Consider the following 22,374-nt stretch of genomic DNA (forward strand, 5'->3'; position numbering starts at 1 on the left):
CAGGCACGGACACACAACACGGAGCCCGCTTCCGACCGCCTGATCGCGCTCCATCTCACACCGCCGCCCCGCGCAACCACCTGGAAGGACACCCATGGACCCCGAGTCATCGGCCCGCCGCCTGCGGATCGGACACGCAGAGCGGGACGCCGTCATCGAGACGCTGCGGGAGGCCGCAGGCGACGGCCGCCTCACGGTCGAGGAGCTCACTGAGCGCATGGAGCTCGCCGCCGCGGCGAGGACCTATGCGGACCTCGACCCTCTCGTCGAGGACCTGCCGGTGCCCCGCCCCTCCGCAGCCGTGGAGGGTGCGGCAGGGCTGGGAGCCGCTGCCGCCTCGGGCGCGGTGGTCCCCGCCGGCGGAGGCGCTCCCCTCGTCCCCGCCCGCCAGGGGGAGCCCGGCTGGGAGCCGCACCGGCCCCTCGTGCTCAAGGGCGGCTGGGACACCGAGTACCGCCGGGGCAACTGGCGTGTGCCGCCGTACCTCCGGGTGGAGTCCGGGATGGGGACCGTCGAGCTGAACTTCCTCGAGGTCGCCCTCGTGCCGCAGGAGATCAGCCTCGAGGTGTCCGGCGACATGGGGACGCTCGTCATCGTCGTGCCCGAGGGCTGGGGCGCGGACACCAACGAGGTCGCCAAGTCCTGGGGCTCCGTCACCAACAAGGTGGGCGACCTGCCGAGCCACGGCGGCTCCCTCATCAGGGTCAGCGGGAAGATGGGCATGGGATCGCTCACGATCCGCCACGCCAACTGGTTCGACCGGCGCAGGCTGGAGAGGCGATGAGAGACGGGCGCGCAGCCGCTCCCGAGGCCACCGGCGCCCTCCCCGTGCCGACCGTCAGAACCGTTCCCGAGGCACCCGGGGAGTGAGCCGTGCAGGAGCCGCAGATCCTCGTCTTCTTCATCATCGTCGCCGCGTTCGCGGTGTGCTTCGCACTGGGCGGCTGGCTCATCGTGCGCGCGGTGCGGAATCCCGAGGCGCGGATCGGAGCGAGGACGCGGAAGCGCTATGAGGAGATGCGCGACCAGCGCATCCTCGACGAGGAGCGGCGCCGGTACAGGGCCGAACAGCCCCGCGAGGACGGGCCCGGTGAGGATGAGTCCGGCGAAGACCGGTCCGGCGAGGACGAGCCGCCCGCGTAGACCCGCTCGCGTCCCAGCCACACAGGACCGCTGGTGTCTCGCTCCACATCGACGATCCGCCCACTGAACGACGCGGAATGAGACATGAGCGAGATGTGAGCGAGAGACAGAGCAGACCGCAGAAGAGGGAGACCCATGACAGTGAGCACAGCAGACCGCACATACCGGATCGCGGCCATCGCCGGCGACGGGATCGGCACGGAGGTGATGCCGGAGGGCCTGCGCTCCCTGCGCGCGGCCGCCGACCGCTTCGGCTTCGCCCTCGAACTCACGGAGTTCGACTGGGCCTCGGCCGCGTACTGGCAGGAGCACGGGCAGATGCTCCCCGACGACTGGAAGGATACGCTCAGCGGCTTCGACGCGATCTTCTTCGGCGCCGTCGGCTGGCCGGACATCGTGCCGGATCACGTCTCGCTGTGGGGCTCGCTCCTCCAGTTCCGCCGCCACTTCGACCAGTACGTCAACCTGCGCCCGGTCAAGCTCCTCGAGGGCGTGCCCTCCCCGCTGGCCGGCCGGAAGCCCGGAGACGTCGACTTCTTCGTGGTCCGCGAGAACACGGAGGGCGAGTACTCCTCGGTGGGCGGCAGGATGTTCGAGGGCACGGACCGCGAGACCGTGATCCAGGAGACGGTCATGACGCGCACCGGCGTGGACCGGGTCCTGCGCTACGCCTTCGAACTCGCGAACCGCCGCGACGGCAGGCCCGGCAGCACAGGGGGCGCGAGCGGCACCGGACGGATCCGGGCCAAGCACCTCACATCGGCGACCAAGTCCAACGGCATCGCCATCACGATGCCCTACTGGGACGAGCGGGTCGCCGCCATGTCCGAGTCCTACCCCGAGGTGGAGGTCGACCAGTTCCACATCGACATCCTCACCGCGAACTTCGTCATGCATCCGGACTGGTTCGACGTGGTGGTGGCCTCCAACCTGTTCGGCGACATCCTCTCCGATCTGGGCCCGGCCTGCACCGGCACGATCGGCATCGCCCCCAGCGCCAACATCAACCCGGAGGGCGTCTTCCCCTCCCTGTTCGAGCCCGTCCACGGCTCCGCCCCGGACATCGCAGGACGCGGCATCGCCAATCCGGTGGGCCAGATCTGGTCGGGCGCGCTCATGCTCGACCACCTCGGCGAGACGGAGGCCGCCGCCGCGATGCAGACCGCCTTCGAGACCGTGCTGGCCGGCGGGGACCCGGACATCCTCACACCGGACATGGGAGGCCGGGCCACCACGCAGGCCCTCGGCACCGCCGTCGCCGAGGCGATCTCCGTCTCCCGCTGAGCCCGCCGGAGTCCGTGTGCTCCCCGCTCGCGTCTCACTTCCTGCTGGTGTCTCACTCCGCATCGCTGATCCGCCTACTCAGCGACGCGGAGTGAGACGCGAACAGCGCAGCGCAGCGATTTCAGCCGGTGTTCAGCAAGGTCTGTTCCCTTCATGAGGGTTCATGGCTAGCGTGGGGACCACGCGCACATCGACCGGTGTGCACCGGACGAAGGGAGACGCCATGGGCATCGGGGACGACATCCGGAACAAGGCACAGGAAGCGACCGGCAAGGCGAAGGAGTTCATCGGCGAGAAGACCGGCGACAGCGATCTTCAGGCCGAGGGCGTGCGGGACCGCACCGAATCCGGCATCCGCCAGGCCGCCGACTCCGCCAGGGACAAGGCGGACGACCTCAAGGCCAAGGCCGAGGGGTTCGTCGACGGCACGAGGGACGCAGCGGACGACCGCTGAGCCTCAGCCGTGAGGAGTGGGGGACGCCGGACACCCGGCGTCCCCCGTTTCGTCTCAGCCGCCGGCTTTCCCCTGCTCAGCTCCCGGGCGTCCCCCTGCTCAGCCGCGGATGAGGCCCGAGGCCCGGGCCTTCGCCAGCGCATCGGTCCGGGAGCGCGCACCCAGCTTCTCGAAGACGTGCACCAGATGGGTCTTCACGGTCGAGGCGGAGACGAACAGGCGGGCGGCGATCTGGGCGTTCGTCAGCCCCTCCGCCACCGCTTCGAGCACCTCGAGCTCCCGCTGGCTCAGCGCCGTCGCGGGCGCCCGCATCCTCTCCACGAGCCGCGAGCCCACGGACGGTGCGAGTGCCGTCTCCCCTGCGGCCGCCCGGCGCACGGCCGCCAGCAGTTCGTCCGGCGGCGTGTCCTTGAGGAGGTAGCCCGAGGCACCCGCCTCGATCGCGGCCACCACATCCGCGTCGCTGTCGTAGTTGGTGAGCACGAGGACGTGAGGGGCGGCCCGCACCGCCGAGCCCGCATGCCCCGCATCCGCGCCCGTCGTGCCCATGCTCGCCGTGCCCTGGCCCGAGGCGGCCGCACCGCGCGAGGGAGCCCCGCCGGTCGCGTCCGCCGCCCCTGACATCGCACCGCTCCCGGTCCTGATGCGGCGGGTGGCCTCGGCTCCGTGCACCGCATCCGGCGCGCTGGCGAGCTGCAGGTCCATGAGCACGAGATCGGCCCGGACCTCCTCCGCCATGCGCACGATCTCCTCGCCGGAGCTCGCCTGCCCGACGACCTCGATGTCCGAGGCGGTGGACAGCAGCGCGACGAGCCCGGCGCGCACCACCGGATGGTCATCGCAGATCAGCACCCGCACCCTCATTCCTCTCCTCCCGCTTCGGTCGCGGCCCTCCCGCCACGGCCCTTCTCTCCGGCACCGTCCCTGCGGCCTGGAGCGCCATCGCCGCCGCCTGGCTCTCCGCCACCGCCGCCCGCCTCTCCTGCGTCGAGACCTGCCTCCCCGGCGCAGATGCCCGCCTCCCCCGCGGCAGGGCCCGTGCCCTCCTCGACCAGCTCCTCGAGCACGGCGCTCACCGCCGTGCCGCGGCCGGGTGCGGACTCCACCACGAGCCTCCCGCCTGCCTCCTCCGCGCGCTTTCGCATCATGCCCAGCCCGAAGGACCCGGTCTCCGCAGGCGGGCGCACTGCGGTCGGATCGAACCCGACCCCGTCGTCCACGATGTCCACTGCCGCGCCGCGCTCCAGGTAGGTGAGAGTCACGACGATTCCCGCCGCACGCGCATGCGCCACCGCGTTGCCGAGCGCACCCTGCACGATCCGCAGCAGGGTGGTCTCCGCCGCGCGCGGGAGGATGTGGGGAGCGCCATCGGCGCGGAAGCGCACATGGGCGTCGGCCGTCGCATCCGCCGAGGTGCACAGGCGTTCCAGCGCATCCGGCAGCGCCCGCACCGCCAGCGTCGGAGAGGACAGCGCGCGGATGAATGCGCGCGCCTCTGCGAGGGAATCGGCCGCCGTCCGCTTCGCCAGGGCGATCTCCGCCCGGCCCGGTCCCTGCGACGGGGCCACAGGCGACGCCGGCGCAGGCTCGAGCGGTGCCGCCGGAGGCACAGGCACGGCGTGCGATGCGGGTGCCGGGGAGACGAGCGCGACCGCCGAAGCGGCAGCGCCGCCGCTCGCGGCCTCGGCGGCATCCATGCGCCGTTCTGCGGCACTGAGCAGGAGCTGGATGCTGGACAGGCCCTGCGCGACAGTGTCATGGAGCTCTGCGGCCATCCGCGTGCGCTCGGACTGGACGCCGGCGAGCCGCTGCGAATCCGCCAGCCTGGCCTGGGCGGCGAGCAGCTCCTCGAGGAGCCGCTGACGTTCGCGCACCTCACGGAACAGGGCGGAGTATCCGAGCCCTATCGCGATCGCCACGGCGGCCCCCAGAAGCGGCCCCGTGATCCCGCCGACGGTCAGCCCGCGGTGACCCGCCAGCGCACCCACGGACACCAGGGCCGCGGCCACCACCGCAGCCGGCCCCCACCATCGCGGCAGCAGGTGCAGGCAGAGGAAGAACAGCGGGAACACGAGGAACGCCGCATCCGGGACGAGCACCACGAGGATCGCCCACAGGAGTGTCAGCGTGCTCAGCCACAGCAGCGCCGCACGCCGGGCTCTCCGCAGTGCGGGGTCCCTGCCGGGCACCCCCGCCGCACCGCCCGCGAACCGGGAGCGCAGGAGGATGCCCCCGGCATACGCCGCTTCGAACAGACCCACGACGACGAGGGCCGCAGCAGTGTTCAGCGCATCCCCCTCCAGCGCCCGCACGGCCACGAGCACGCCGAGGCCCGCCACCAGCAGGTGCAGTCCCGCGCTCAGCGCCGCGAACACGGGTCCGAGCGCGCCTGCGCCCTGTACGGCGGACCGCGTGTGCGCGACGCCGCCTGCCGCCTGCGCGTCCGAGGAGGGGAGCATGCTCCCACGCTACTGTGCGTGCGCCCCTCCGGACCCGCCCCGACGCCGAACCGCGCCCCTCCCGCGCCGAAATCAACCGAAAGTACGATCCGCCCCTCGCCCGTCCGGCTCCCGGAGACCCATCCCGCATCCGATGTGCGCACACCCCCGCAGCAGCGAGGCTGATCTCGTCCGGTTCAGCTCACGAAGGAGTCCCAGTGTTCATCGCCTGGAGAGACATGCGGTTCGCCCGCGGCAGGTTCGCCCTCATCACCGCGGTGGTCCTGCTCATCACACTGCTCATCGGCCTGCTCTCGGGCCTCACGGGCGGTCTCGCCCAGCAGAACATCTCCGCCGTCCAGGCGCTGGGAGGCGAGCGGATCGTGCTGGCGGAGGACGCCTCGGGCGCGGATTCCGAGGAGGACGCCGCCGAGGCCGGCCCTGCTTCCTTCTCCGAGTCCCAGCTCACCCCCGCACAGGTGGATGCGTGGAGGCATTCCGCCACCACCGGAAAGGCGCATCCCGTGGGGATCACGCAGTTCTCCGCGGACAGTGGGGACACCAGTGCCTCCGTGGCCCTCATGGGCGGCACCGCGGATTCGCCTGGCTCCGACGGTGAGGCGGTGCTCAGCTCCGGCGCCGCGGAAGCACTCGGTGCGGAGGAGGGCGGCACGCTCACCGTCCTGGGCCTCGACCTCGACGTGTCCGTCATGGACTCCGAGCGCTGGTACGCGCACACGCCGGCCGTCTATGTCACCCTCGAAGACTGGCAGGAGATGCAGCGGCGACTGGGGCAGCCGGACGCCGCGGCGACGGCCCTCGTCGTGGACTCGCTGCCGGAGGCCGCGGAGGCCGGCGCCGGGGCAGGTGCGGGGATGGACGAGCCCGAGGCCCGGACCGGGACGGACACGGAAGTGTCCACCGAGGCGGGTGCGGATGCCGCGGCAGGGCCCGAGGCGGGTGCCGGAGCAGTGGCAGGTGCCGTGGCCGGCGCGGTGGAAGCCGAGGCCGGCGCGGTGGAGGCCCGAGCCAGCGCGGTGGAAGCCGGGCACCCCTCGGCGACCGCACTCGCGGGACTGGAGCAGGAAACGGGCACGCGGGCGGTCACGCCCCTGAATGCGCTCCTCGCGATCAGCTCGTTCCGCTCTGAGATCGGCTCGCTGCTGATGATGGCGGGCATGCTGTTCGGGATCTCGGCGCTCGTGATCGGCGCCTTCTTCACGGTGTGGACGATGCAGCGGCAGGCCGATGTCGCCGTGCTGCGCGCCCTGGGCGCGTCCACCTCCTCACTGCTCAGGGACGCCCTCGGGCAGTCGCTCGTCGTGCTGATCGCGGGAGTGGCCGCCGGTATCGGCCTCACAGCGCTCATCGGTGCGGGGATCGAGGGCGTGGTGCCCTTCGTCGTCACGTGGTACACGACGGCGCTGCCCGCAGTGCTCATGGTGGTGCTCGGCTCCGCCGGCGCGGTCTTCGCCCTGCGCTCGATCACACGGGCGGATCCGCTCTCCGCACTCGGCAGCGCGCGCTGAGCGCACCGACCCACGGCCCACGGCCCACGGCCCACGGCCCACGGCCCAGTCTGCCCTCCCACCAAGCCCCAACCTCACACCGCTTCCCGAGGAGTTCCCATGCTCACCCTCACCGATGTCACCCTCACGTTCCCCGACGGCGCCTCGCGCACCACGGCCGTGGACCATGCCTCGTTCACGGTTCCCGCCGGCACGGTCACGGGCCTCACCGGGCCCTCCGGCTCCGGCAAGTCCAGCCTCCTGGCGGTCGCCTCCACCCTCATCACGCCCGATACCGGCTCCGTGTGCATCGCCGGCATCGAGACCGCCGGCCTCTCGCCCGCCCAGACCGCCGCACTGCGCCGGGAGCGGGTGGGCATCGTCTTCCAGCAGGCCAACCTCCTGCCCTCGCTGACCGCCTCGGAGCAGGTGCGGGTCATGGCGGAGCTGGATCACAGCCTCGGCGGCACGGGGCGTGCGGATGCGAACCCGGGCACGGGAGCGAGTGCAAGTGGGCGCGGGCGTTCGGGAGCAGAGCCGCGCGCGAAGAGGTCCAGGTCCGGTCACACGGGCAGGAGCGAAAGGGCTGCGCGGCGTGCACGAGCGGATGAACTGCTCGACCTCGTGGGTCTGAGCGCGCACCGCAGCGCCCGGCCCCACGCCCTCTCCGGCGGGCAGCGTCAGCGGGTCAACATCGCACGGGCGCTCATGTGCGAACCGGATGTGCTCGTCGTCGACGAACCCACCTCCGCCCTGGACAGCGCGCGGAGCCACGACATCATCGCGCTCGTCCTCGACGTCACGCGCACGCTGGGCACCGCCACCCTCCTCGTCACCCACGATGTGGAGTTCATGCCGATGTTCGATCAGGCGCTCACGATGACGGACGGAGTGCTGAGCGATCGTCGGGAACGCACAGCGGCCTCGCCCGGCTCAGCATCCTCCATCAGCTCAGCATGACGCCCAGTTCTCCCGCAGACGCCCAGTCATTCGCCTCAGCAACTGGGCGTCCGCGGGAAAAGTGGGTGTCAACCCGCGCAGAACCGGGTGTCCGTGCGAGGAACTGGGCGTTCATACGAAGAACTGGACGTCCGGCGCGAGAGCCGCTCACCCCTCCGGCGGCGTGACCACGGGACCCTTGCGGCCGTCCTTCCTCCCCGGGCGCAGGCCGCTGAGGAAGCCGGGCCACTGCTTTCCGTCGGAGTCCTCGTCCACCTCCTCCTCGACGATGGCGATCTCCTGCGTGGTGCCGCCCACCACCTCGGCCTCTTCGTCCGAGGCCACCGGGTCCGATTCGCGCACGGTCACATCCGCGTGCTTCTCACGCCCGAACAGGTAGAGCAGCAGCTCCACCGGCAGACCGCTCACCGTCACCGTCGAACGGTTGGTCCGGCCCGCACGGATCTCGTCGAAGCCGCGGGGCTGCAGCACCAGGTGGATCCCGTGCCGCAGGGCATAGACCAGCGCGAGGCTGCGGACCATCGGCAGCATGTCCTTCTGAACCTCTGTGCCCAGCTGGCGCGGCCGCCACCCGGGCTGCGCACGGCGGACGTCCTCATGGTGGATGAGGAACTCCACCGTGTTCATGAGGGAGTCCACGCCGATGCCCCAGGAACTCGGATTCCAGGCCGTCGGGCCCGCCGCGATCTTGCCGATGAGCTCCGGCCAGGGAGTGTCGCGCAGCACCTGGTCGACCCGCTCGCGCCGCTTCGAGAAGAGCTTGATGTGCTCGCCGGCGAGCGCGGGCAGATCGCGGTCGCGCATCACCAGGTGCACCGCGAGGTCCCGGGCGTTCCAGCCTTCGCACAGGGTGGGAGCGTCCGGTCCCACGGTCCGCAGGAGAGAAGCCAGCCGAAGACGTTCTTCACGTGCGAGGTGCGTCATAGTCCAAGCCTGCATCACGTGCGTGCGCAAGTCGAGACCGACCCGCGGCTTCCAACCAAGCGGCAAGGAAATCGGAGGTTCTGGACAAAGACCGCATGTCCGCGAGCTCATCGCCGCGGGTGGGCCCGTCGGTGTCGATGACGACGAGCGCATCCTGCTTCGCCGCCTGCCGCACGAACCGCAGGCCGCTGAGCACGGCCAGTGAGCTGCCGAGCACCACGAGCGCCTCGGCACCGGCGACGAGGGCCGAGGCCTCGGCCACCAGATCCTTCCCGACCGACTCCCCGAAGAACACGAGATCCGGCTTGAGCAGGCCACCGCAGCGCGGGCAGTCCGCCACGCGGAATCCACGGGTCTGCTCGAGCTCCGCATCGCCGTCCGGGGCGACCTCGATCTCGCGCGGGTCCACCTCGATGCGGTCGAGGAAGCCGGGATTCAGCGCCGTGAGCTCATCCTGCATCCACTGGCGCGAGTACCGCTCGCCGCAGCTGAGGCAGACCACCCGGTCGAGCCTGCCGTGCAGCTCGAGTACTCCGGCCGTGCCCGCCATCCGGTCGAGCCCGTCCACGTTCTGCGTGATGAGACCGCGCAGACCCAGGCCGGCCAGTGCGCGATGACCGGTGTTGGGGCGCGCCCATTCGATGCGGTCCCAGCCCACCCAGCTGCGCGCCCAGTACCGGGAGCGCTGCAAGGGGCCGGCGAGGAAGGCCTGGTAGGTCATGGGCGAACGCGGGGAGGCCAGCGGGCCGCGGTAGTCGGGGATCCCCGAGTCCGTGCTCATGCCGGCGCCTGCGAGCGCGACGGTGCGCTCGGGGCCCACCGCGAGCAGCCGCGCGATGATCTCCTCATCGGTGTGCGAGGCGGCCTCCGGCCGGGTGCGACCGCGCAGGGGGTCCCGGATCACCGCCACGGCTCAGGCGCCCCCGCTGTGTTCGCGGACGTGGGCGAGGACGGCCTCGGCGACGGTGTCCGGATGCTGCTCGGGCAGCCAGTGAGAGCCCCCTGCGATCTCGACGAACCGGTAGGGCGCCTCGACGTACTCGCCCGTGAGCTCGGCCGCGCCCCGGGTGAAGGCGACATCCTCGCTGCCCCAAACGTAGAGGGTCGGCACCGTGATGGGGGTCGCGGGCATCGGCTCGCGCGAACCCAGCGCGCGATAGTACTTGAGCACGGCGTCGAACACGCCCGGCTCCGAGAAGCGCTCGAGGTAGGAGCCGACGACGTCCGCGGGGATCGCATCCTCGTAGAAGGCGGCCAGGCGCGCGCCGCCGTCGCGGAGCATCGCGGCCGAGAACTCCTCCGGGTGGTGCCTGATCTTCCGCAGGTACTCCATGCGCGCGTACTGCTCCGGATCCTCCTTCATCCGCCTGCCGTGCGCGAGCGTGTGGGCGGTCGACACCGAGGTGAGCGTCAGCAGCCGGTCCGGGTGCGCGGCCGCGAACGGCCACCCCATGACCCCGCCCCAGTCATGGCCCACGAGATGGAAGCGCGCGAGGCCGCAGGCCTCCGTCACAGCGGCCAGGTCCGCGACCAGATGGGAGACGTCATAGTCCTCGACCGCATCGGGCCGCGCGCCGGGCGAGTATCCGCGCTGGTCATAGGCGAGGATCGGCACGCCTGCGGACAGGAGCAGCGCGGCCGCGCCCTCCCAGCAGCTCGCGTACTGCGGCCAGCCGTGGACCAGCACGGCGACGCCGAGGCGGGGTTCGGGGACGGCCGGTTCGGCTCGGTAGCCGCTGAACTCGAATCCGTTCGCGGCGACGGTGAAGGCCTCGGCGCTCGCGGTCTGCGGCAGGGCGGCGAGGCGCGCGGCCACCGAGGCGTTGTCATGGGGCGCTCCGCGGGGAGGCTGGGTTCCGGGGGTCTCGTCTGCCATCATCAGCCTCTCTGCCGGGGTGCGGGTCGCGGGCGCATCTGCGCCGAGCACGCGCAGCGCCGACGCACCGCGAGTGGTCGGTCACCGCCCCTCCGACTATATACAGCCCCGGAAGCGCGACACCGCACTCCACCGCCCCTGGGCAAGACGGGCGAAGAACAGTAGCGTGAGGTGATGGCACGCATCCTCCTCATCCACCACTCGCCCACGGAATCGACCAGACGGATCGCGGATGCGGCTCTGGCCGCGGCCGATCTCCCCGAACTCGCAGAGCTGGCCGGGGGTGAGCTCGAACTCGTCGAGGTCGCCGCGCTGGAGCCCGATATCGACCAGGTGCTCGCCGCGGACGCATACGTCCTGGGAACGACGGCGAACTTCGGCTACATCTCCGGCGCGCTCAAGCACTTCTTCGACACCGTCTACGACCACGTCCGCGAGCCGACCGCGGGCAGGCCCTTCGCCTACTGGATCCACGGCGGATCCGACACGACCGGCGCGGAGAAGGCGATGGAGGCGATCACCACGGGCCTGGGCTGGACGCAGGCCGCCGATCCCGTCGTGTGGATCGGCGCGGTCGAGGACTCGCACCTCGAACAGGTCACGGAGATGACCGCGACGGTGATGGCGCGCGCTCTCGAGTGAGACGCCGTTCTCAGATGAGACGTGGCGGCGCACCCGGCCGGCAGCGCGCTTCACGCCGGAGTGCGCCTCCTCAGCGCAGGCCGTTGCCTTCTTCACCGCGGCATGCCTCCTCAGCGCAGCACGACGGTGCGGCCGCCGTGCAGGATCACCCTGTGCTCGGCGTGCATGCGCACGGCGTCCGTGAGCGCGGCGACCTCCGCGTCCTGGCCGTGGCGCTGGAGGTCGGCAGGGCTGAAGGAGTGGTCCACGTCCACGACCCGCTGGACGATGATCGGCCCCTCGTCGAGGTCGCTGTTGACGTAGTGAGCAGTGGCGCCCACCATCTTCACGCCTCGGGCGAAGGCCTGGTGGTAGGGCTTGGCCCCCTTGAAGCTGGGCAGGAACGAGTGGTGGATGTTGATGCAGCGGCCCTCGAGGCGCTCGGTCAGCTCCGCGGAGAGCACCTGCATGTAGCGGGCCAGCACCACGAGCTCGGCCCCCGTGGCCTCGACGATCTCGAGCAGACGAGCCTCTGCCTCGGGCTTGGTCTCCTGCGTGACCGGCACATGGTGGAAGGGGACGCCGTGCCACTCGACGACGGAGCGGTGGTCCGGATGGTTGGAGACCACGGCGGTGATCTCGACGGGCAGGTGGCCGGCCTCCGCACGGTAGAGGAGGTCGCGGAGGCAGTGCACCCACTTCGACGCCATCACGACCACCTTGAGCCGCTCATCCGCGGGCACGAGGTTCAGGTCCATCCCGAAGTCCGCCGCCGCGCTGTCGAAGTCCGCGCGCAGTGCAGTGAGGTCCAGGGTCCCGCCCGCATCCGTAAAGGCGATGCGGGCGAAGAACATCCCTCCGTCGCGATCCTCGAACGTCTTGGACTCCGTGATGCTGCAGCCGTGCCGGGCGAGCACCGCGGACACCGCCGCGACGATGCCGGGACGGTCCTCGCAGTGAAGGGTGACGACGAAGGAATGGGGATCGCTCATCCGGCAATGATAGGCGGGCCGCTGCGTGCGGCCGTGTGCCGGTCGGGCGGGCAGACTCCGCCTGCACGGCGAGCGGGCGGCTCGACTGCGCCTCCGGCCGATCTGGGACAGTGGGGACATGAGCGAGAAGGTCGACTTCAAGAAGAGCCTCGACGGGTACAGGGCCGCCCGCGGCACGATGCGGATCGTCGACGTTCCCGAGATGCAGTTCCTCATGGTGGACGGGCGCGGCGATCCCAATTCCTCTCCCGCCTATACGGCCGCCCTCGAGGCGCTGTACCCCCTGGCCTATGCGCTCAAGTTCCTGAGCCGGGGCGAACTGGACCGCGACTATGTGGTGCCGCCCCTCGAAGGCCTCTGGTGGGCCGAGGACATGGCTGCGTTCACGACCTCCCGCATGAAGTCCCGCTGGGAGTGGACGATGATGCTCATGGTGCCCGGGTGGATCGGGCGTGAGCACGTCTCGCGGGCAGTCGAGCAGGTGCGGGCGAAGAAGGCCCCCGAGCGTCTCGGGGATGTCAGGTTCGAGGCCTTCGCGGAGGGGCTCTGCGTGCAGACCCTCCACCTCGGCCCGTTCGACGAGGAGGGCCCCGTGCTCGAGCGGATGCACAGCGAGTTCATCCCTGCGAACGGCCTGCGCATGACGGGCAGGCACCACGAGGTCTACTTCAGCGACCCGCGCAGGACAGCACCGGCAAAGCTCCGCACCCTGCTGCGGCAGCCGGTCGAGAAGGCGGGCGCGCAGCCTCCTGAACCCGAGTCCCGGTGACAGCACGGACAGGGACGACGAGTCCGGTGCCCGTCGCCCTCGTCAGTGGCCGGCGGCGAGGCAGAACTCGTTGCCGTCGGGGTCCGTGAACGTGTCCCAGCGGAAGTCCTCCTCGCCCCGCAGGCCCAGGTGGGTTGCGCCGGCCGCGATCCATGCAGCGATGCCGGCCTCGCGCTCCTGCCCCTCCTCCCAGGTCAGATCGAGGTGGAGGCGGTTCTTACCGGGCGTGGGGGCCTCGACGTACTGGAACCCCAGGTTGGTGGTCCAGCCGGGAACGTCGATCATGATGAACCAGCCGTCGGCGTCGAGCACGACCTCGGCGCCCAGCCGCTCCGCCCACCAGGCAGCGAGCGTCTGCGGGTTCGCAGTGTCGAGTGTGATCATTCCGAGTCCGGGCATGAGACCTCCTGTGGCCGTGGGTGATCGCTCCGCCGTCCCTCCCCCGGGTGCGCGACCTCCCGCGAGGAGCTCACCCTTGCACGAAGCGCACGCTCGCGCGAGCAGCGGACTGCGGTGCCTGTGCTGCGGAGTCTACGCACAGCCACGGACACAGAGGAGGACAGAGACGGGGTCCCGGTATGACCGCCTCCGGCATCACGAACGAGACCCCGTTCACACCCCGACGGGACTGTGCACCCTCATTTCCCTCCCGGCGGACTCTGGACTAGAGTGGTCTGCGGCTTCCCACGCGGCGTCATCTTGCGAACTCCCCCAGGGCCGAAAGGCAGCAAGGGTAAGTGAGCTCTGGCGGGTGCGTGGGAAGTCCTTTTCGTTGCGCGCACCGAGGAGCACCATGTCCGCTCAGCCGACCTCCGCCCCCGGCACGACTGCCGATCCCGACACGGCTTCCGGGCCCGGCAGTCGGCTCGGCACGGCGTCCGTACCTGTCAGCCCGTCCGGCCGCGACAGCCTTCCCCGCCGCCTTCCCGCCGAGCACATGCAGGTGGGTGTGGAGACCGCCTTCGGCACGCACACCGTGACGGCAGACGAGATCCTCGCCTTCGGCCGCGCATGGGATCCGCAGTACTTCCACGTGGACGAGGCCGCGGCGGAGACCTCAGAGTTCGGGGGTCTCATCGCCAGCGGGGTGCACACCCTGGGCATCTACCAGAAGCTCTCCGTCGAGGCGGTGCTCAGCAGGTACGACATCGTCGCGGGCAAGGAGTTCACCCGCCTGCGGTTCATGAGACCGGTGCGTCCGGGCGACACCCTCACAGGCGCGATGACCGTCGAGTCCCTCAGCCCTCCGCGCCACGGCCGGTGCCTGGGCACGGCCGAGGGCAGGCTGAGCAATCAGGACGGGAAGCAGGTCCTCGACATCGAAGTGGAGTTCCTGGTGCGCTCCGCACAGTGTTCGGGCTCCACGCAGGTCCCGGGCACTGCACAATCCCCGGGCACTACACGGGTCGTCCCCGGCACCGCACAGGGCTGAGCCCTCCCTTCGGCGGCGCCGCACTCACACCCACCGCTCAGCCTGAGCGGGGTCACGATCCGCCGCCGCCTCCGTATCCTTGAGCAATGCCCCGCTTGCAGCATCCCACCCATCCGCGCCCGCGTCCTCGCCGGCACTGCGCCACTCCCTCCCCGTGCGGGAGGGCGGTCGGACGGCCCGCTTCCCTCGCCTCAGCGACGCCCCGCCCCGTGCCGACGGTGCCCGAGGCCGTCCGCGCACTGCCCACCCCCGCCTCGGCGGCATCCTGCGGAGCACTCCGATGAGCGGCCTCATCTCCCTGCTCGACGACGTGGCCGCTCTGGCCCGGCTCGCGGCGGCGAGCGCGGACGATGTGGCCGCAGGTGCGGCGAAGGCGAGCGCGAAGGCCGCCGGCGTCGTGATCGACGACGCGGCCGTGACCCCGCAGTACGTCACGGGCGTCTCGCCCAAGCGCGAGCTGCCGATGATCTGGCGCATCGCCAAGGGCTCGCTCATCAACAAGCTGCTCATCATCCTCCCGGTCCTGCTCGTGCTGAGCACCTTCGTCCCCTGGCTCCTCACGCCGCTGCTCATGCTGGGAGGCGCGTACCTCTCCTACGAGGGAGCGCACAAGATCTGGGACAAACTGCGCGGCAGGCACGCCGAGCGCTCCGCCGAGCCCAGCCAGGTGCGCGGCAAGGCGGCCGAGGACACCGTGGTGCGCGGTGCCATCACCACGGACTTCATCCTGTCGTGCGAGATCATGGTCATCTCCCTCAACGAGGTCGCCGCGGAGACCCTGTGGACCCGTGCGGCGATCCTCGTGGTCGTCGGCATCGGCATCACGGTGCTCGTATACGGCGCTGTGGCCGTCATCGTGAAGATGGACGATGTGGGCCTCGCGATGACCAGGCGCTCTGCTCCCGCCTCGCAGCGGACCGGACACCTGCTGGTGCGGGCGATGCCGAAGGTGCTCACCGCGCTGTCGTTCATCGGCACGTTCGCGATGCTCTGGGTCGGCGGGCACATCCTGCTCGTCGGCATGGACGAGCTGGGCCTCACGCTCCCCTACGACCTCGTGCACGCCCTCGAGGAGCCCGTCCACCACCTCGCGCTCATCGGGCCGGCGCTGGCATGGCTCGTGAACACCTTCTTCTCGATGGTCCTGGGCTTCCTCGTGGGGTCCGTCGTGGTGGGCGTGATGAAGGTGCTGCCGCTGCCGGGCAAGCACTGAGGTCTCAACTCCCGCTCATGTCTCGGTCCACGTCGTCTCCGCGGGCCCACGACGATGCGGACTGAGACACGAGCAGGAACTGAGACACGAGCGCGCGGAGGCGGAAGCGAGGAATGAGCGAGGCGGGCTGCGCGTGCACGGCCGGCAACCCTATGGACAAACATATGCGCATTCGTTTATATTAAGTGCGGGAAGCCAGAACGGAGGTGCACCATGATCCGCCCGCACAGCACAGAGCACAGCGCCGACAGCACAGAGCACGGCGCAGAGCACAGCGGAGCTCGCGCCGAACACCCACACGCCGGGCACGCACACGGAGCCGGCGCGAGCCGCACCCGGCTGGCCATCGCCTTCGCCATCACGGCCGGGATCATGATCGCCCAGCTCGTGGGCTCGGTCCTCACCGGATCGCTCGCGCTCCTCGTCGACACCGCGCACATGCTCACGGACGCCGCGGGCCTGCTGCTCGCGCTCATCGCCGCCACCCTCATGCTCCGCCCCACCACCGCGAAGCACACCTGGGGCCTCAAGCGCGCCGAGGTGCTCGCCGCCTCCGCCCAGTCCCTCCTCCTCATGGCCGTCGGCGCGTATGCGCTCGCCGAGGGGATCGGCCGCCTCTTCTCCCCGCCCGAGGTGCCGGCCCAGGGGCTCCTGGTCTTCGGCATCATCGGCCTCGCCGGGAACATCGCCTCGCTCGCGGTGCTCGCGGGCGGACGCAATGCGAACCTCAACCTCAAGGCGGCGTTCCTCGAAGTCCTCAACGACGCGCTGGGCTCGGTCGCGGTGATCGTGAGCGCCCTCGTCATCTCCGCCACGGGCTGGACCACCATCGACACGCTGGCCGCCCTGCTCATCGCCGCGCTCATCGTGCCCCGGGCGGTCGTCATCCTCGTCAGCTCGGTGCGCATCCTCATGGAGGCCGTGCCGCGCGGCATCGACCTGGACGAGCTCCGCACGCACCTGTTGGAGAACGCCCATGTGGACGGCGTGCACGACCTCCACGTCTCCGCCATCGGCACGGGACTGCCGGTGCTGACGGCTCATGTCGAGGTGGCGCCTGAGTGCCTCACCGCCGGGCACACAGCCGCGATCCTCGACGACCTGCGCACGTGCGTCCGCGAGCACTTCGCCGAGCGCATCGAGCACACGACCTTCCAGCTGGAGGCCCAGGACTGCTCGGCGGAGGATCCGCTGCCGCACGCCTGAGCCCCCGGCACACCTCGCACCACCACCGGCCGTTGGCAAGCCGCCCTGTTGCATGCGACGATGGGGGCGCGTCTCCGCGGATCACCGGCGACGGGCCTCGGAACGGACCTGCACACCCCAGCGGAAGGGAGCACCGTGAGCATCGCAGACAAGAGGATCGCATTCCTGCTGACCCGTGGTGTCGAGCAGATCGAGCTGACGAGCCCCCGGCAGGCCCTCGAGGACGCGGGAGCCGCAACCACACTGATCTCACCGTCGGAGGGCAGCCTCCAGGCGATGGAGGGCGACTGGGAGCACGCCGAGACCTTCGCCGTCGATGCGCCGGTCGAGGGAGCCTCCGCGACTGAGTACGACGCCCTCGTGCTGCCCGGCGGCACCCTCAATTCCGATGCGCTCCGGACCGACGCCGAGGCCGTCCGCCTCGTCCGCGAGTTCTTCGACCAGGGCAAGATCGTCGCAGCGATCTGTCACGCGCCGTGGATCCTCGCCGAGGCGGACGTCGCCTCCGGGCGGCGCCTCACCTCCGTGGGCAGCATCAGGGTCGACATGGTCAATGCCGGCGCGCAGTGGGAGGACAGCGAGGTCGTCGTCGACGGAAACCTCATCACCTCACGCAATCCGGGAGACCTGGAGGCCTTCAACCGGGAGATCATCCAGGCGCTGGGCTGAATCCGCGAGGGCTCACTCCACGCGCGCCAGATCATGCATGCGCATCGTGACGGCGAAGGGCTCGTCCGACTCCTCGAAGGCCACGTCCACGAGGTTGCCGGACTCCCCCGAATCGGCCGGCCCGCCCGTCCCCCGGTAGACCATGACGGAGCGGACCTCCTCGCCAGCGCTCGGATCGTACTCGCGCGCCCGGCTCACAGCCTCGTCGAGGTCGAAGTCGAGCGCATCGAGGTCCAGGAAGACGCCGCGCCACTCGGAACCTCCGTCGACGGTGGGCATCCGATCCGGCTGAATGCTCATGGAGCGGTACTCGCCGCCGGCGTCGCGCCCATCCACATACGTGAACCCCTCGGTGAGGGTCACCCTGTCGATGTCGGCGATGCCCGAGTCCCGTGCTGCTCCGATGGCGGCAGGCACACTGCGCGGGTCCATGTCCGGTACCGTGTCCAGCTGGAGGTCGAGCCGCTCGGAGGCGATGCCACCGCCTTCGTCGCCGGCCTCGCCCCCGGCGCCTTCTTCGCTGCCCGCGCCCGCACCCTGCCCCGCCGATGCCTCGCCTGAATCCCGGCCGGCCACCATCTCGGTGATGCCGAACGAGGCCGCACCGGCGAACAGCATGACCGCCACCGCCGCGAGAGCGCGCAGGCCCCGGCGCCGAGGCCGCGCCTTCCCGGCCGCCCCCTCGGAGGAGGGCAGATCGGCGACGAGTGCGTCGAGCTCCGCTATGCTCACAGCCCGCTCGGCCGCGGCGAGCCGCTCCTCGTAGAGCTCCTCGGTGAGCCGGCCCTCGCTCACCGCCGCCGCCAGAGCGTCCGCACAGCGGGCCCGGTCGTCGTAGGAGGGGCGGAGGCCCGCGAACCGATCGCCGTGTGCACCGGCCGTCATCGGCCCACCTCCACCAGCGCGCTGCCGTCGGCGGACCAGACGACGTCCCCGCCGCCCTCACCGTAGTCATCGGCCGACATCCGCACCTCGACGAGCGGGAGTGCAGGATCCACCCCCGCGTATGCCGACTCCGCCGGGTGCATCCGGACATGGACCCCCTCCGGGCGAGCCCCGGAGACGCCCGCCGTCCTCTCGTACACCTCGGGGGCGGCCTCGATCATCGCCGCGATGAGCTCAGGGTCGAGCATGCGCGTCTCGAAGACGAGCGAGCCGCGTGTGCCGGGCTCGAATGTGCCGCCCGGGCTCCGCTCCGGCGCTCCGCCCTCCCTGAGGTACAGCGCATCGTACCGGCTGCCGGCGGCGGGCACCTCCGCATACAGGTAGCCCGGACTGAGGCTGAGGAGCGACGCCTCGGCGCTCTGCTCCTCGAGCGCCTCGAAGGCCCAGAGCACCGAGGAGCGGTCGATCGCGGACTCCGCCTCGGCATCGGCAGCAATCGCCTCGGAGGCGGGCTGGCCGTCGCCAGTCCCCTCCTGCGAGGACGCGCCGCCCGCCGCCAGCGCACCGCCGAGCGCACCCACCGCGGCTGCGACGGCGAACAAGCCCGCCCACCGGCGCCTGCGCCGCGCCCGCGGCTCCTCCATCCGCATGCGCGGATCCTGGGCGCGCGAGGCGCGAAGGCCGGCTGCGCGGGCACCCTCGGGCCTCGGCAGCTCCCCGCGCGGCAGGTCGGCCACCTGCCGCTCGAGCCCCTCGACGGTCTCGCACCGGTCCATACGGCCCAGCCGCGCCTCGAACTCCGCGTCGTCCAGGCGCCCCTCGGCATAACCGCGCGCGAGCACGTCCCGATACGCATCGCGCTGCGCGAAGGAGGGTCTGTCCGTGAGCCGAGGCTGGTGCATACCAGTATTCTGCACCTCTCGCCCGCTCCCCCGCGCCGCACGATATATCGCCCATTGCAATAGTGTGCCCCACACAGTATGGTGTGAGGCATGAGCAGTCAGGAGAACGAGGCGCTCGCCATCCACCAGCAGGAGCTCCGCCGAGGCACCGTCGTCCTCGCGAGCCTCCTCACCTGCCGCACGCCCCAGTACGGCTATTCCCTCCTGAGCGGCCTCGAGGAGGCGGGCATCCGCGTGGAGGCCAACACGCTCTACCCGCTCCTCCGCAGGCTCGAGAAGCAGGGCCTGCTCCGCGCGGAGTGGAACACCGCCGAGGCGCGCCCGCGCAAGTACTACACGCTCACAGAGGCCGGGGCCCGGGTCGCGGACGCCCTGTACGCCGACTGGCTGGACCTCACCTCCAGCCTCACCGCCCTCCGGAAGGAGACCACGCCATGACCGCCCTCACAGAGCGCTATGTGGACGTCGTCCTCGCACACGTCCCCGAGGACCAGCGAGAGGAGATCGGGGCCGAGATCCACGCGATGATCGCCGATATGGTCGAGGCCCGGCAGTCGGGCGCCGCGGACCCAGCGGATGCCGCCATCACCTCGGGCGCGGCGGAGCGGGAGGTGCTCGAACAGCTCGGCGATCCCGCGGCGCTGGCCCGCGAGTACGCGCGCACGCCCCAGCACCTGATCGGCCCGGACTGGTACCCCGTGTACATGTGGGCGCTGCGCTGGATCCTGCCGCTCGTGGGCGTGGCCGCACTGCTCGTCAACGGCATCGTGTACTCCGCGACGGAGGCACGACCGCAGCTCGGCGGACTCATCGGCACCGCGCTCGGCCAGACCGTCGGCGCGCTGCTCATCGCCTTCGCGACCCTCACGATCCTGCTGGCCGTCGTCGAGCGGACGAGCGGTGCGGAGGACCGGTCCGCCCGCGGACGGCTCCCCGGAATGCGGCCGTGGACGGTCGAGCAGCTGGGCGACAGGGCGGCCTCGGGCAGCTCCGTGCGGGCCGACGCGCTCGTGAGCCTCGTCCTCATCGCCCTGCTGGCCGCCGTGCCGGTCATCCCCACGAGCTTCCTGTACGTGGGCCACCTCAACGGCGGCGAGCCCTTCGTCAATCCCGGCCTCGCCGCCGGATGGTTCCTCGGGTACTGGGGTCTGCTGGCGCTCCTGGCCGCGACCGAGGTGTGGAAGGCGGTGCGTGCGCGCCTCACTCCCGGTCCCGCGTTCGCGGGCATCACCGTCGACGTGCTGATCGCCGCCTTCCTCACCGTCGCACTGCTCACCCAGCGGGTGCTCCATCCGGCACTGGGGGACGAGGGGCTGCTCGACGGCGCCCTCGGCACGGTGCTGGCGGTGGCGGCCGTGTGGGCGATCTTCGCCTGCGATCTGGTGAGCACGCTGCGGGCGCTCCGGGAGTCCCGGCGCTGAGCAGCTGCGGCCCGCACATTCCCTCGGACACCACACCGCGGCTGGGTGCCTGAGGGAATATGCGGGTGCTGAGCGCTGCGGTCAGGCGCGCAGCGGCGCCGTCTCCCTGACCATGAGCACGACGATGCCGGTGATCACGGCCGCCGCCGCGAGGTACAGGCCGGGCGCCGCTGCGAAGCCCGTCTCCGCCACGAGCAGGGTGACGACGAAGGGCGCCGTCCCGCCGAACAGCGAGACGGACACGTTGTAGCCCAGGGAGAAGCCGCCGTAGCGCACATCGGTCGAGAACAGTTCGTTGGCGGCGGCGAGGACGGGCCCGAGGAAGAGGCTCAGCAGCACCCCGAGGAGCACATGGCAGACGACTGCGAGCACGGCCCCGCCCGCGCCCATCCCGAGGAACAGCGGCACGCCGAGCGCAGCGGAGCTCACGCACGAGGCCAGCAGGACCGGCCTGCGCCCCACCCGGTCCGAGAGGCGACCGGTCACGGGAATGAGCGCGCAGAGCACCACCATCATGAGGACCGCTGACACGGAGCCGAGCAGGGAGCTGAAGCCCAGCGTGACCGAGAGGTGGGTGGGCACATACGTGAGGATCACGTAGATCGCGACGTTCTGGAACAGGGCGAACCCCGCCACCACGAGCACCGCACGCCAGTGGCGCACGAGCGTCTCCTTCAGCGGATTCCGCCGCACCCGGCCCGAGGCGCGCAGGGCGGCGAACTCCGGGGTCTCCTCCAGCCTCGCGCGGATGTAGAGGCCCACGACGCCCAGCGGCCCCGCGACGAGGAAGGGGATCCGCCAGCCCCAGTCGTGCATCTGCGCCTCCGTGAGCACCGTGTTCATCACGAGCACCGTCGCGGCCCCCAGCAGGAACCCGAGGATGCATCCCATCTCCACGAAGCTCACGAGGTACCCGCGCCGCTGCCTGGGCGCGTACTCCGCGACGAACGCCGAGGCACCGCCCATCTCCCCTCCGGCCGAGAACCCCTGCACCAGGCGGAGGAGCACGAGGAGCACGGGCGCGAACAGGCCGATGCTGTCGTATCCGGGTAGCAGCCCGATGAGGAAGGTCGCCCCGGAGGCCGTGAGGATGACGGCGGCGAGCACCTTCTGCCTCCCGATCCGGTCGCCCATCGCCCCGAAGAAGATGCCGCCCAGCGGGCGGACGAGGAACGCCGAGGCGAAGACGGCGAACGAGCTCAGCAGCGCCGCCGTGGGGTCCGCGGAGTCGAAGAACACCTCGCCGATGACGACGGCCAGGTACCCGTAGAGCGCGACGTCGAACCACTCGACGACGCTGCCGATCGAGGCCCCGACGGTCGCCCGCCGCACCAGCGCCGGCGAGGGTGCGGGAACCTCGCCGGAGGCACCGGCCCGGGCGCTCCCGCCGGTGCGTCCGGGGTCCGCATGCGGGCCGGAGGCGGGTTCGGAGGCGGAATCCGAGGTGAGGGCGGGACGAGGGGCGGAAAGCGGGCGGCGAGAGGCAGATGGGTCGGTCGACATGGGTGCACTCCTCACGGAGATTGCGGCGTCCTCCTCCCCGAGAGCGCCGACACGGCTCTGTGCTCCCGCGCACGCTACGCAGATCGTCGGACGAAATCAATCGGGATTGCGAAGGACCGGTCTCCTCATTCGCGGGGCAGCCCGCCCCGAACCCCGGAGCCGCGCGGACGGGGT

General features: G+C 71.1%; 24 protein-coding genes and 1 other RNA gene. 15 read left to right on the forward strand and 10 right to left on the reverse strand.

The window, feature by feature from the left end; all coding sequences use genetic code 11:
* Positions 1 to 94: 94 nt before the first annotated feature.
* From K318_RS0117360 to K318_RS22935, 4 genes are all read left to right on the forward strand, one after another.
* Positions 95 to 784, forward strand: a complete 690-nt coding sequence (locus K318_RS0117360; RefSeq protein ID WP_029090423.1) for a DUF1707 SHOCT-like domain-containing protein — start codon at positions 95 to 97, stop codon at positions 782 to 784.
* Between the two features lie 89 nt (positions 785 to 873).
* Positions 874 to 1,143, forward strand: coding sequence for a hypothetical protein (locus tag K318_RS0117365; protein WP_029090424.1), 270 nt, complete (start codon positions 874 to 876; stop codon positions 1,141 to 1,143).
* A 135-nt stretch (positions 1,144 to 1,278) separates the two neighbouring features.
* On the forward strand, positions 1,279 to 2,427 hold the full coding sequence (locus tag K318_RS0117370; RefSeq protein ID WP_029090425.1) for a tartrate dehydrogenase: 1,149 nt from the start codon (positions 1,279 to 1,281) through the stop codon (positions 2,425 to 2,427).
* Between the two features lie 163 nt (positions 2,428 to 2,590).
* On the forward strand, positions 2,591 to 2,881 hold the full coding sequence (locus K318_RS22935; RefSeq protein ID WP_245579936.1) for a CsbD family protein: 291 nt from the start codon (positions 2,591 to 2,593) through the stop codon (positions 2,879 to 2,881).
* A gap of 99 nt (positions 2,882 to 2,980) precedes the next feature.
* Here the strand turns inward: K318_RS22935 and K318_RS0117380 are convergent, their stop codons facing one another.
* A complete protein-coding gene (locus K318_RS0117380; protein WP_029090426.1) occupies positions 2,981 to 3,745 on the reverse strand; it encodes a response regulator in 765 nt (254 codons plus the stop codon).
* A complete protein-coding gene (locus K318_RS22940) occupies positions 3,742 to 5,340 on the reverse strand; it encodes a sensor histidine kinase (protein ID WP_051298167.1) in 1,599 nt (532 codons plus the stop codon). Before K318_RS22940 ends, K318_RS0117380 begins: the two co-directional genes overlap by 4 nt.
* A gap of 197 nt (positions 5,341 to 5,537) precedes the next feature.
* Between K318_RS22940 and K318_RS0117390 the strand changes: the two genes are divergently transcribed.
* Together K318_RS0117390 and K318_RS22945 are read left to right on the forward strand one after the other, a co-directional pair.
* Entirely contained in the window at positions 5,538 to 6,848 is a 1,311-nt protein-coding gene (locus tag K318_RS0117390; RefSeq protein WP_029090427.1) for an ABC transporter permease, read from the forward strand.
* A gap of 99 nt (positions 6,849 to 6,947) precedes the next feature.
* A complete protein-coding gene (locus K318_RS22945; RefSeq protein WP_051298168.1) occupies positions 6,948 to 7,787 on the forward strand; it encodes an ABC transporter ATP-binding protein in 840 nt (279 codons plus the stop codon).
* A 147-nt stretch (positions 7,788 to 7,934) separates the two neighbouring features.
* Here K318_RS22945 and K318_RS22950 read toward each other — a convergent pair whose 3' ends face one another.
* From K318_RS22950 to K318_RS0117410, 3 genes are read right to left on the reverse strand one after another with little or no spacing between them, the layout of a single operon-like run.
* Positions 7,935 to 8,711: a TIGR03085 family metal-binding protein gene (locus K318_RS22950; RefSeq protein ID WP_169721491.1), complete on the reverse strand. Its 777-nt coding sequence runs from the start codon at positions 8,709 to 8,711 to the stop codon at positions 7,935 to 7,937.
* Positions 8,692 to 9,615, reverse strand: a complete 924-nt coding sequence (locus K318_RS22955; protein WP_245579937.1) for a Sir2 family NAD-dependent protein deacetylase — start codon at positions 9,613 to 9,615, stop codon at positions 8,692 to 8,694. The genes K318_RS22950 and K318_RS22955 overlap by 20 nt, the downstream gene beginning before the upstream one ends.
* Before the next feature lie 9 nt (positions 9,616 to 9,624).
* A complete protein-coding gene (locus tag K318_RS0117410) occupies positions 9,625 to 10,587 on the reverse strand; it encodes an alpha/beta fold hydrolase (protein WP_029090428.1) in 963 nt (320 codons plus the stop codon).
* Positions 10,588 to 10,761: 174 nt separating this feature from the next.
* Between K318_RS0117410 and K318_RS0117415 the strand changes: the two genes are divergently transcribed.
* On the forward strand, positions 10,762 to 11,229 hold the full coding sequence (locus tag K318_RS0117415; protein ID WP_029090429.1) for a flavodoxin family protein: 468 nt from the start codon (positions 10,762 to 10,764) through the stop codon (positions 11,227 to 11,229).
* A gap of 110 nt (positions 11,230 to 11,339) precedes the next feature.
* Here K318_RS0117415 and purU read toward each other — a convergent pair whose 3' ends face one another.
* Positions 11,340 to 12,200: a formyltetrahydrofolate deformylase gene (purU, locus tag K318_RS0117420; RefSeq protein ID WP_029090430.1), complete on the reverse strand. Its 861-nt coding sequence runs from the start codon at positions 12,198 to 12,200 to the stop codon at positions 11,340 to 11,342.
* Positions 12,201 to 12,318: 118 nt separating this feature from the next.
* Here purU and K318_RS0117425 point away from each other — a divergent pair, with 118 nt between their 5' ends.
* Positions 12,319 to 12,969 (forward strand): GyrI-like domain-containing protein, encoded by a 651-nt coding sequence (locus K318_RS0117425; RefSeq protein WP_029090431.1) that lies wholly within the window; start codon positions 12,319 to 12,321, stop codon positions 12,967 to 12,969.
* Between the two features lie 42 nt (positions 12,970 to 13,011).
* Here K318_RS0117425 and K318_RS0117430 read toward each other — a convergent pair whose 3' ends face one another.
* A complete protein-coding gene (locus K318_RS0117430; protein ID WP_029090432.1) occupies positions 13,012 to 13,368 on the reverse strand; it encodes a VOC family protein in 357 nt (118 codons plus the stop codon).
* Between the two features lie 276 nt (positions 13,369 to 13,644).
* On the opposite strand from K318_RS0117430, the gene ffs reads away from it, so the two are divergent.
* The 5 genes from ffs (at position 13,645) to K318_RS0117450 (ending at position 17,489) form a co-directional block, all read left to right on the forward strand.
* Positions 13,645 to 13,740, forward strand: an RNA gene (gene ffs / locus K318_RS24475) — signal recognition particle sRNA small type.
* Positions 13,741 to 13,762: 22 nt separating this feature from the next.
* Positions 13,763 to 14,401, forward strand: coding sequence for a MaoC/PaaZ C-terminal domain-containing protein (locus K318_RS22960; protein WP_084500378.1), 639 nt, complete (start codon positions 13,763 to 13,765; stop codon positions 14,399 to 14,401).
* A 280-nt stretch (positions 14,402 to 14,681) separates the two neighbouring features.
* The gene (locus tag K318_RS22965) at positions 14,682 to 15,614 is read left to right on the forward strand and encodes a DUF808 domain-containing protein (RefSeq protein ID WP_035282242.1); all 933 of its coding nucleotides are present in this window, start codon (positions 14,682 to 14,684) and stop codon (positions 15,612 to 15,614) included.
* 213 nt (positions 15,615 to 15,827) lie between these two features.
* On the forward strand, positions 15,828 to 16,820 hold the full coding sequence (locus tag K318_RS22970; protein WP_084500379.1) for a cation diffusion facilitator family transporter: 993 nt from the start codon (positions 15,828 to 15,830) through the stop codon (positions 16,818 to 16,820).
* A 135-nt stretch (positions 16,821 to 16,955) separates the two neighbouring features.
* Positions 16,956 to 17,489 (forward strand): type 1 glutamine amidotransferase domain-containing protein, encoded by a 534-nt coding sequence (locus tag K318_RS0117450; protein ID WP_029090433.1) that lies wholly within the window; start codon positions 16,956 to 16,958, stop codon positions 17,487 to 17,489.
* A gap of 12 nt (positions 17,490 to 17,501) precedes the next feature.
* On the opposite strand, the gene K318_RS24025 is transcribed toward K318_RS0117450, so the two are convergent.
* Positions 17,502 to 18,374 (reverse strand): DUF1707 SHOCT-like domain-containing protein, encoded by an 873-nt coding sequence (locus K318_RS24025; protein WP_051298170.1) that lies wholly within the window; start codon positions 18,372 to 18,374, stop codon positions 17,502 to 17,504.
* The gene (locus K318_RS24030) at positions 18,371 to 19,276 is read right to left on the reverse strand and encodes a DUF1707 SHOCT-like domain-containing protein (protein ID WP_051298171.1); all 906 of its coding nucleotides are present in this window, start codon (positions 19,274 to 19,276) and stop codon (positions 18,371 to 18,373) included. The genes K318_RS24025 and K318_RS24030 overlap by 4 nt, the downstream gene beginning before the upstream one ends.
* Positions 19,277 to 19,366: 90 nt before the next feature.
* On the opposite strand from K318_RS24030, the gene K318_RS0117465 reads away from it, so the two are divergent.
* Together K318_RS0117465 and K318_RS0117470 are read left to right on the forward strand one after the other, a co-directional pair.
* Positions 19,367 to 19,714: a PadR family transcriptional regulator gene (locus K318_RS0117465; RefSeq protein ID WP_029090434.1), complete on the forward strand. Its 348-nt coding sequence runs from the start codon at positions 19,367 to 19,369 to the stop codon at positions 19,712 to 19,714.
* Positions 19,711 to 20,697, forward strand: coding sequence for an HAAS signaling domain-containing protein (locus K318_RS0117470; protein ID WP_029090435.1), 987 nt, complete (start codon positions 19,711 to 19,713; stop codon positions 20,695 to 20,697). The genes K318_RS0117465 and K318_RS0117470 overlap by 4 nt, the downstream gene beginning before the upstream one ends.
* 81 nt (positions 20,698 to 20,778) lie before the next feature.
* Here K318_RS0117470 and K318_RS22985 read toward each other — a convergent pair whose 3' ends face one another.
* Complete coding sequence (locus K318_RS22985) at positions 20,779 to 22,200, reverse strand: MFS transporter (RefSeq protein WP_211233352.1); 1,422 nt, start codon at positions 22,198 to 22,200, stop codon at positions 20,779 to 20,781.
* Positions 22,201 to 22,374 lie beyond the last annotated feature (174 nt).

Source organism: Brevibacterium album DSM 18261 (assembly GCF_000426445.1).
Classification (GTDB): Bacteria; Actinomycetota; Actinomycetes; order Actinomycetales; family Brevibacteriaceae; genus Brevibacterium; species Brevibacterium album.

Coding starts and splice junctions, on each gene's coding strand:
- K318_RS22965 (WP_035282242.1), top strand. CDS start 14,682: ATGAGCGGCCTCATCTCCCTGCTCGACGACGTGGCCGCTCTGGCCCGG.
- K318_RS0117410 (WP_029090428.1), bottom strand. CDS start 10,587: ATGGCAGACGAGACCCCCGGAACCCAGCCTCCCCGCGGAGCGCCCCAT.
- K318_RS0117425 (WP_029090431.1), top strand. CDS start 12,319: ATGAGCGAGAAGGTCGACTTCAAGAAGAGCCTCGACGGGTACAGGGCC.
- K318_RS0117380 (WP_029090426.1), bottom strand. CDS start 3,745: ATGAGGGTGCGGGTGCTGATCTGCGATGACCATCCGGTGGTGCGCGCC.
- K318_RS22950 (WP_169721491.1), bottom strand. CDS start 8,711: ATGACGCACCTCGCACGTGAAGAACGTCTTCGGCTGGCTTCTCTCCTG.
- K318_RS22940 (WP_051298167.1), bottom strand. CDS start 5,340: ATGCTCCCCTCCTCGGACGCGCAGGCGGCAGGCGGCGTCGCGCACACG.
- purU (WP_029090430.1), bottom strand. CDS start 12,200: ATGAGCGATCCCCATTCCTTCGTCGTCACCCTTCACTGCGAGGACCGT.
- K318_RS0117360 (WP_029090423.1), top strand. CDS start 95: ATGGACCCCGAGTCATCGGCCCGCCGCCTGCGGATCGGACACGCAGAG.
- K318_RS0117430 (WP_029090432.1), bottom strand. CDS start 13,368: ATGCCCGGACTCGGAATGATCACACTCGACACTGCGAACCCGCAGACG.
- K318_RS0117370 (WP_029090425.1), top strand. CDS start 1,279: ATGACAGTGAGCACAGCAGACCGCACATACCGGATCGCGGCCATCGCC.
- K318_RS22935 (WP_245579936.1), top strand. CDS start 2,591: ATGGCTAGCGTGGGGACCACGCGCACATCGACCGGTGTGCACCGGACG.
- K318_RS22985 (WP_211233352.1), bottom strand. CDS start 22,200: ATGTCGACCGACCCATCTGCCTCTCGCCGCCCGCTTTCCGCCCCTCGT.
- K318_RS0117465 (WP_029090434.1), top strand. CDS start 19,367: ATGAGCAGTCAGGAGAACGAGGCGCTCGCCATCCACCAGCAGGAGCTC.
- K318_RS22945 (WP_051298168.1), top strand. CDS start 6,948: ATGCTCACCCTCACCGATGTCACCCTCACGTTCCCCGACGGCGCCTCG.
- K318_RS24030 (WP_051298171.1), bottom strand. CDS start 19,276: ATGCACCAGCCTCGGCTCACGGACAGACCCTCCTTCGCGCAGCGCGAT.
- K318_RS0117470 (WP_029090435.1), top strand. CDS start 19,711: ATGACCGCCCTCACAGAGCGCTATGTGGACGTCGTCCTCGCACACGTC.
- K318_RS22970 (WP_084500379.1), top strand. CDS start 15,828: ATGATCCGCCCGCACAGCACAGAGCACAGCGCCGACAGCACAGAGCAC.
- K318_RS0117415 (WP_029090429.1), top strand. CDS start 10,762: ATGGCACGCATCCTCCTCATCCACCACTCGCCCACGGAATCGACCAGA.
- K318_RS24025 (WP_051298170.1), bottom strand. CDS start 18,374: ATGACGGCCGGTGCACACGGCGATCGGTTCGCGGGCCTCCGCCCCTCC.
- K318_RS22960 (WP_084500378.1), top strand. CDS start 13,763: ATGTCCGCTCAGCCGACCTCCGCCCCCGGCACGACTGCCGATCCCGAC.